Annotated in this window: 8 protein-coding genes; 6 read left to right on the forward strand and 2 right to left on the reverse strand. The window is 52.4% G+C overall.

Translation table 11 applies throughout. The features are described from left to right. Positions 1–51 precede the first annotated feature (51 nt). Both murA and yfbR read left to right on the forward strand, forming a co-directional pair. Positions 52–1,311, forward strand: a complete 1,260-nt coding sequence (gene murA / locus F3H12_RS10000; RefSeq protein WP_149679180.1) for a UDP-N-acetylglucosamine 1-carboxyvinyltransferase — start codon at positions 52–54, stop codon at positions 1,309–1,311. A gap of 9 nt (positions 1,312–1,320) precedes the next feature. After that, on the forward strand, positions 1,321–1,911 hold the full coding sequence (yfbR, locus tag F3H12_RS10005; protein ID WP_149679181.1) for a 5'-deoxynucleotidase: 591 nt from the start codon (positions 1,321–1,323) through the stop codon (positions 1,909–1,911). A 35-nt stretch (positions 1,912–1,946) separates the two neighbouring features. Here the strand turns inward: yfbR and F3H12_RS13270 are convergent, their stop codons facing one another. Beyond that, complete coding sequence (locus F3H12_RS13270; RefSeq protein WP_188118482.1) at positions 1,947–2,105, reverse strand: methyltransferase family protein; 159 nt, start codon at positions 2,103–2,105, stop codon at positions 1,947–1,949. 727 nt (positions 2,106–2,832) lie between these two features. On the opposite strand from F3H12_RS13270, the gene F3H12_RS10010 reads away from it, so the two are divergent. The 4 genes from F3H12_RS10010 to F3H12_RS10025 all read left to right on the forward strand — a co-directional run bounded on the left by F3H12_RS10010 (position 2,833) and on the right by F3H12_RS10025 (position 5,255). Continuing rightward, complete coding sequence (locus tag F3H12_RS10010) at positions 2,833–3,102, forward strand: ACT domain-containing protein (protein ID WP_149679182.1); 270 nt, start codon at positions 2,833–2,835, stop codon at positions 3,100–3,102. 14 nt (positions 3,103–3,116) lie between these two features. Then, positions 3,117–4,475, forward strand: a complete 1,359-nt coding sequence (locus tag F3H12_RS10015; RefSeq protein WP_149679183.1) for a PFL family protein — start codon at positions 3,117–3,119, stop codon at positions 4,473–4,475. A 63-nt stretch (positions 4,476–4,538) separates the two neighbouring features. Then, positions 4,539–4,910 carry an anti-sigma factor antagonist gene (locus F3H12_RS10020; protein WP_243133259.1) on the forward strand — a complete coding sequence of 124 codons (372 nt, stop codon included), beginning with the start codon at positions 4,539–4,541 and terminating at the stop codon, positions 4,908–4,910. A 147-nt stretch (positions 4,911–5,057) separates the two neighbouring features. Further along, on the forward strand, positions 5,058–5,255 hold the full coding sequence (locus tag F3H12_RS10025) for a DUF951 domain-containing protein (protein WP_149679184.1): 198 nt from the start codon (positions 5,058–5,060) through the stop codon (positions 5,253–5,255). A gap of 16 nt (positions 5,256–5,271) precedes the next feature. Here F3H12_RS10025 and F3H12_RS10030 read toward each other — a convergent pair whose 3' ends face one another. Continuing rightward, entirely contained in the window at positions 5,272–7,161 is a 1,890-nt protein-coding gene (locus F3H12_RS10030) for a GAF domain-containing protein (protein ID WP_149679185.1), read from the reverse strand. Between the last annotated feature and the right edge of the window lie 92 nt (positions 7,162–7,253).

Genomic DNA, 7,253 nt, shown 5'->3' on the forward strand with positions numbered 1-7,253 from the left:
ATAACGGAAAGTCGGCTTAAAAAGCCGACTTTCAGAATGGAAGGGAATCATATGGGAGCATTTGTGATCAATGGTGGAAAACCTTTGTCCGGGACCGTTCAAATCAGCAGTTCAAAGAATGCCATACTTCCGATTATTTCCGCCTGCCTCCTGACGGCGGACGAATGCATCATCAAGAACATACCCGGGCTTGATGATGTTTTTGTCATGTGTGATCTGATCTCCAGCCTGGGGGCCAGGGTGGAAGCCAATATCAGCAAAAGAGAGCTGTATATCAGCACACCGGAGCTCACCGGGCATGTGGCGCCCTATGAACTGGTGAGCAGAATGCGTGCGTCCTTTTTGGTCCTGGGGCCGCTGCTGGCACGGGGCGGAAGGGCCAAAGTGGCGCTGCCCGGGGGCTGCCCCATCGGCAGCAGGCCGGTGGATCTGCACCTGAAGGGCTTTGAAGCCATGGACGCCGAAATTGAATACGGCAACGGCTATATAGAAGCCAGGGCAAGAAACGGCAGGCTCAAGGGTTCAAGGGTCTACCTGGACTTTCCGAGCGTGGGAGCAACCGAGAATCTGCTGATAGGGGCCGTTCTGGCCGAAGGCTGTACATCCATTGAAAATGCGGCATCAGAGCCGGAAATCGTCGACCTGGCTGCCTTTCTCAATAAAATGGGAGCCAAAATCACGGGAGCCGGCACGGACACCATCACCATCGAGGGCGTCGAACGCGTGCATGGCGCGGAACATGCCATCATGCCCGACAGGATTGAAGCCGGAACGCTGATGGCAGCGGCCGCCATAACCGGCGGTGACATCACGCTCCAAAACGTGGTTCCTGATCACCTGATGCCGGTGACCGCAAAGCTGAGGGAAGCGGGTGTGGAAGTGATTGAGAAGCCTTCCGAGATCCGGGTGAAGGGCGTGCCAAGGCCTGCAGCGCTAAATATTAAAACCCATCCGTTCCCGGGTTTTCCCACCGATATGCAGGCCCAGTTCCTGGCCCTGATGTCGATAGCCCAGGGCACCAGCGTCATCGTTGAGACCATTTTTGAAAACCGGTTCATGCATGTGAATGAGTTGAGAAGGATGGGCGCCCAGATCCATCTGGATGCCCGCACAGCCGTTGTGGAAGGCGTAGAAACCCTCCAGGGGGCCCAGGTCCGGGCAACCGACCTGCGGGCCGGGGCAGCGCTTGTTCTGGCCGGGCTGGCGGCCCAGGGAACCACGGAAGTGCTGGACATCCATCATATTGACAGGGGTTACGAATTCATAGAAAATAAGTTGCAGAGGCTTGGAGCCGATATCAAACGCGTATGAGGGGATTTCATGGAACAGGGCAGGCAATACAGTTTCTTTGCATTTCTGTCACGGATGAAGCACATCTACCGATGGAGCCTGATGCGCAATGTGAACCAGGAGAACATCCAGGAACACAGCCTCCAGGTAGCCATTATCGCACATGCCCTTGCCCTCATCAAAAACCTGTATTACGGCGGAAACGTGAACCCGGAAAGGGTGGCGCTCCTGGCCATGTATCACGACTGCAATGAAACCATTACGGGCGATCTGCCAACCCCTATCAAGTATTATAATCCGGAAATCAGCCGGGCCTACCGGGATCTGGAAAGGGTGTCCAGGGAAAAACTGCTTTCCATGCTCCCCGAGGAGCTGGCTGACCTCTATAAACCCATCCTGTTCTACGATGAGGAATCGGAAGAAGGAAAGCTTGTCAAGGCTGCAGACAGGCTGTGCGCCTACATCAAGTGCATCGAGGAAATCAAGGCCGGGAACGGGGAGTTTGCAAAGGCAAAGCAGGCTGTACATAAAAGGCTCATGGAGATGGATTCTCCCGAGCTGAAGCATTTCATGGACCATTATATCGAGAATTTCTCCCTGACCCTGGACGAACTCAACTGATATATCCGTTCATCTTTCCCTGGCGCAACAGGACGCTATACTGCCTTTCGGCCGATATAGCGGTTGACCCTTTTGCGGTATGTCTCGTATTCCTCGCCGAAAACCGCGGCAAGGTATTTTTCTTCCACCAGGACTATCTGCAGATGGAACAGGATCATCGCAAGAGCGGCAAATAATGCCCAGTTGAAAAACATCAGCACTGTCTTTCATGGTTATCACGGAAATAAAGAATAACGTGGTGCCCGATATGCCGAAGGCAACGTTTGCAATGCCATATCTGCCAAAATATCATTGCAACGACATCGGTGCGGCAAAAGCAAATAGGCGGACCGGTTTCTCACTTATTAACCGATCCGCCTAACCTGCCCCGGCATGCTCACCTGCCGGACAGGGTTTCGAAAAGCAATGCATCTTTACAATTCACCTTCGTTCCTTTGATAGATTCAATTGACCTTCTGGGTGGAATCAACCCCTTTGTTATGATATTCCGTTAGGATGATGAGGTTTACGTTGTGGGTTCTCGCTCGGTTATCAACCTCCTGTTCCTGTTGCTGTTGCTGCTCTTTACACTGATTATTTACCCATCTGGCAGGAAAAATAACAGCATAATCCCTGTCTTTTTTGTGCATCACCCTCCTTACACTGTCATTCTATGAGCAGGGACGACTTCATCATGACATGGGTTAAGCCGGCGGCTTATCCATTTTTTCTGCATTTTTCGTTTGCCCGATGAAGATTGGCGTCGGCGGACAGGGAATCCGGCAACGGCACCATGGGCGCCATTGCGCCGGCGGCCGGGGAATCAAGGATAGTGCCAGCAATATTTTGTATAAAAATGCAAACAAACAATGAGAAAATCCGGTGCGGATGTGTTATAATTGGGCAGGTAGCACCAAAACACGGCATTAAGCGGAGGTTAATATGAAAGCAGTCATCACCGTACTGGGACAGGACAGGATTGGGATCATTGCGTCAATCACAGGCATTCTGGCCGAGGAAAATGTCAATATCCTGGATATTTCACAAACCATCATGCAAAATATCTTTACCATGATCATGCTGGTTGACCTTTCAAAAATGAAATGCGATATACAGCATCTGAACGAAAGGCTTGGCAAAGCAGGGGCCCAGCTGGGGGTGGAGGTCCGTCTTCAGCGGGAAGAGATATTCACCAGCATGCATAGAATATAGGATGAGGAACGCATATGTTCAGCCGTAATGAGATTATAGAAACCATCAACATGATCAGACAGGAAAACCTGGATATCCGCACCATCACCATGGGCATATCCCTGAGAGACTGCGCCTCTGAAAGCGTGGAGCGGGCTACCGGAAGAATTTATGACAAGATCTGCCGTTATGCTGAAAAGCTTGTTAAAACGGGTGAAGATATAGAGCGCGAGTTTGGCATCCCCATCATCAACAAAAGGATCGCGGTGACGCCCATTGCGCTGGTAGCGGAAAGCAGCAATACCAACGATTATACACCCTTTGCAAAAGCCCTGGACCGGGCGGCCGCCAATGTGGGCGTAAACTTCATCGGTGGATATTCGGCCCTAGTCCATAAAGGATATACCCGGGGGGACAGGCTTCTGGTGGAATCCATCCCGGAAGCCCTGGCGACAACCGAGCGGGTTTGCTCTTCGGTGAATGTGGCAACCACCAAGGCGGGGATCAATATGGATGCCGTCATGGACATGGGGAGAATCATCAAGGAATGCGCGGAAAGGACCAGGGATATGGGCGGCTTTGGCTGCGCCAAGCTGGTCGTCTTTGCAAATGCCCCGGAGGATAACCCGTTCATGGCCGGTGCGTTCCATGGCATCGGAGAACCGGAATGCGTCATCAACGTGGGGGTCAGCGGTCCCGGCGTGGTGGCCAGCGCCGTGCGGGCTTTGGGAGACGCAGATTTTGGAACACTTGCAGAAACCGTAAAAAGGACTGCTTTCAAGATAACGCGGGTGGGGCAGCTGGTGGCTCAGGAAGCCGCCGCCCGCCTGAACGTTCCCTTCGGTATTGTGGATCTTTCGCTGGCGCCCACCCCGGCCATTGGGGACAGCGTGGCCCGCATCCTGGAAGAGATGGGCCTGGAGCGCTGCGGCGCCCATGGTACCACCGCGGCCCTGGCGCTTTTAAATGATGCCGTGAAGAAGGGCGGCGTGATGGCTTCCTCCCAGGTCGGCGGGCTCAGCGGCGCGTTCATACCGGTCAGCGAGGACGCCGGCATGATTGAAGCGGTCAATGCGGGCGCGCTGTGCCTTGAAAAGCTTGAGGCCATGACCTGTGTCTGTTCGGTTGGCCTTGACATGATCGCGATACCCGGTGATACGCCGGCCTCAACCATATCGGCCATCATCGCCGACGAGGTCGCCATAGGCGTGGTGAACCAAAAAACCACGGCGATCCGCATCATCCCGGCTCCCGGCAAAAAGGAAGGGGACATGGTAGAGTTTGGCGGGCTGTTTGGAAGCGCGCCTGTCATGGCGGTCAACCCCTATTCTGCGGAAAGGTTTATCAGCAGGGGCGGACGCATCCCGGCACCGCTGCAAAGCCTCAAAAACTGATTTTTCAGGATATGCACCAATTTATTGCCTGTTTAAAGATACAAGCCAGGGGTACAAATAATAATGTTTGATGAGAAGGAGCGTATGGGCATGGAATTCAGAATGGCAGAAAGAGATGGATTCACAATTGCATCAATAGAAGGTCAGGTACGCATCTCCACACAGAACGAGTTCATGGAGCATATGGATACCCTTTTTCAGACCAGAGGATCCCAAACCGTCCTGCTGGACATGGAGAAGGTATCCTATATGAACAGTGCCGGAATCGGCATCATTGTGGATACATTCAAGAAATTTCGCGACAATGGCGGCCGGCTGGTTCTCTGCGGCCTGATTCCCAACATCAACAGGCTGTTTGAGGTGACCAGGCTGAATCGTTTTATTCAGATCTATCCCAGTGTGGAAGAGGCGTTACATACCCTTAAAAACTCCTGAGAGGCTTTGCATAAAGGGCGCAGGCAGCGCCCTTTTTTATTTTGGGTGCATCGGGCTGCAAGGCAGGCTGAAGCATTGACGTGTGGTATATATGATTCGTAAAATAAAAGGAAGCGTTACCTTTATCATGGGGCAAGGGGTGATTGGATGGAAATCAAGCAGTTCAGGGTAGGGGATACGGTGGAAATGAAAAAGCCGCATCCCTGCGGCAGCAAGCTTTGGAAGGTATTGAGGACCGGGGCGGACATCCGCATGGAATGCCTGGGATGCAAGCATTCCGTCATGATATCCAGGGCAAAGTTTGAAAAAGCCATGAAGCGGGTTGTCGAGCCGGCAGCGGAATAACCGAAACCTCCTGCCCTTATTTCAGAAGCTCCAAAAGCTCTTCATAGGTATTAAAGTCCCTGTAAAGCCTGTAGCAGGTGACAGAAACGCCGGCTTCTGCGGCAAGGCGTTCCAGGATCTGCCGGTTGTAGTCGAACTCATTGTGTATGACCACGTAGGTGTGGTTGTAGGACACAGGATAAGCATTCCGGAAATGCTCGGCAACCGTGCGGAAGAAATCGTCCTCGGTAAACGGCGTCGCCTTTTCGTTCACCAGCCGGATGATCTCCAGATCAAAATGGTACTGCAGGCATTCTTCTATCTGAATTTTAAGCTCGGAAGTAAACTTCTTCTTTACATCGGGAACATATTCCTGTTTTTTTCTGTCCAGGGAAATGAAGCCGTCTATCAGCGGCGCCATATGGTTGGCAATGGTTTCAAAGGTCAGGATGTTTTCTTCCTCGCTCAGGAGGCTGCTGCGGGTATTGAATATGATAATGGCTCCGATGAGGCGGATCTCATAGAGATCCAGATACATGGGAATAGCCAGCAGGCCGGCCCGCTCGGGGAGAGCATCGGCGATAGCATGGCCGATGTATTCCGAAACCAGCGTGGCATCCGACTCGAACACGATCTTTCCCTGGAACAGCGGCTCAAGCCGGGAAGTTATCGGGATGGCCAGCCCGCAGAAAGCACTGTTGGTAGCCGTGTTGACCAGAAGATGGCCGTCCTCGGGCTGGTACAGGGCTATCAGGCCGTTTTCAACTCCCAATGAAACCGTGAGGGTTTCCAGGGCCAGGTCTATCAGCTGTTTGCTGGTCTGCGCGCTGTTGATGTTTTTGATCAGCTGGTTCAATGTGATAAGCCTTTCCAGTTTCATCTCAAGGAGCTTTTTCTGGTCGTTGACCACCTGGATCAGCATGGCGTTGGACAGGGCGATATAGGTGTAGGAGGCCAGGCTGTCCACCAACTCAAAGGTGCTCTTTTTGTAATCCGTTCCCGAGATGGTCTCACCGAGGGTGACAAAGCCCAGAAGTTCACTGGCCTTGCCGAAAATGAACACGATGTACCTGGCTTTCAGGGCTAACAGGGGTTCGGCGCCCTCCGCGAAAAGGGACGCGAAATATCCTATATCCTTCTCATCGCTGATATCCAAGATCTGCCTGTGCATCAGAACCTGGGCTTCCGGCCTCAAAGTCAGATAGATGATCCGGGGATCCTCTCCGGAATGGAAGACGTCCCTGTATGCTTTTAGCGCGTATTTCTCGGATTTCTTGTCATAGAGGAAGAAACCGGTGCTGGCGCTGAGGGTGAGTTCCGAGAAAACATCCACGGCCAGCTGATTCAGCTCATCCAGCCGGTGCTCGGTGAGCATGGCCTTTGCCGACTGGTTGATGGCAAACAGGCTGAAGATCTTTTCATCCAGCTCACGGTTGGCTTTCTGGAGCTCCTCCAGCCTGCTGCTGCTTTCAAGGGCGTTATTGAAGAGACTCATCAGCGTTCCGGAAACGAAGATGTCGTTTTCGTTGAAGTCGGAGGATACCCGGCCGGACAGCAGGATGAAGCCGCAGAGTTTATGCCCCAGCATCAGCGGTATCATGAGATTGGCCTCGGTTTTTTCAAGGATATCGGGTTCAAAATATGCCTCCAGGCGTGTTCTGCCGTTGACCACATTGCCTACATAGAGGGCAAAATCCTTCAGCCTGTCATTGAGCGGTATGGTTTCAGGAGCTTGGGGCAGATTCCTGCTTTTAACCTTACCGAAACGGTTATCCTGGAGAAGGTACAGCACCGACTTGTTGACGGTGAGCAGCTCGTTGACGAAATCGAAGGCTGCCTGGGTGATTTGGTCATAAGTCAGCCTGTTGCTGAAAAAGCTGATGGCCTCCAGAATACCGTTGTACCGGTAAAGATCCGTCCTCAGCATAGTGTAAAGTTTATGTAGGAATAAAAAAGCAAGTTACCTTCTCGATGTGGTATAGTTTTCAAGTAACCCACACAATAAAACATAACCAACAG

This window comes from Thermoclostridium caenicola, from assembly GCF_900142095.1.
GTDB lineage: Bacteria > Bacillota > Clostridia > DSM-8532 > DSM-8532 > Thermoclostridium_A > Thermoclostridium_A caenicola.

Excerpts from the sequence above, each read along its gene's own strand:
- murA (WP_149679180.1), top strand. The coding sequence starts at position 52 with ATGGGAGCATTTGTGATCAATGGTGGAAAACCTTTGTCCGGGACCGTT.
- yfbR (WP_149679181.1), top strand. The coding sequence starts at position 1,321 with ATGGAACAGGGCAGGCAATACAGTTTCTTTGCATTTCTGTCACGGATG.
- F3H12_RS13270 (WP_188118482.1), bottom strand. The coding sequence starts at position 2,105 with ATGTTTTTCAACTGGGCATTATTTGCCGCTCTTGCGATGATCCTGTTC.
- F3H12_RS10010 (WP_149679182.1), top strand. The coding sequence starts at position 2,833 with ATGAAAGCAGTCATCACCGTACTGGGACAGGACAGGATTGGGATCATT.
- F3H12_RS10015 (WP_149679183.1), top strand. The coding sequence starts at position 3,117 with ATGTTCAGCCGTAATGAGATTATAGAAACCATCAACATGATCAGACAG.
- F3H12_RS10020 (WP_243133259.1), top strand. The coding sequence starts at position 4,539 with ATGTTTGATGAGAAGGAGCGTATGGGCATGGAATTCAGAATGGCAGAA.
- F3H12_RS10025 (WP_149679184.1), top strand. The coding sequence starts at position 5,058 with ATGGAAATCAAGCAGTTCAGGGTAGGGGATACGGTGGAAATGAAAAAG.
- F3H12_RS10030 (WP_149679185.1), bottom strand. The coding sequence starts at position 7,161 with ATGCTGAGGACGGATCTTTACCGGTACAACGGTATTCTGGAGGCCATC.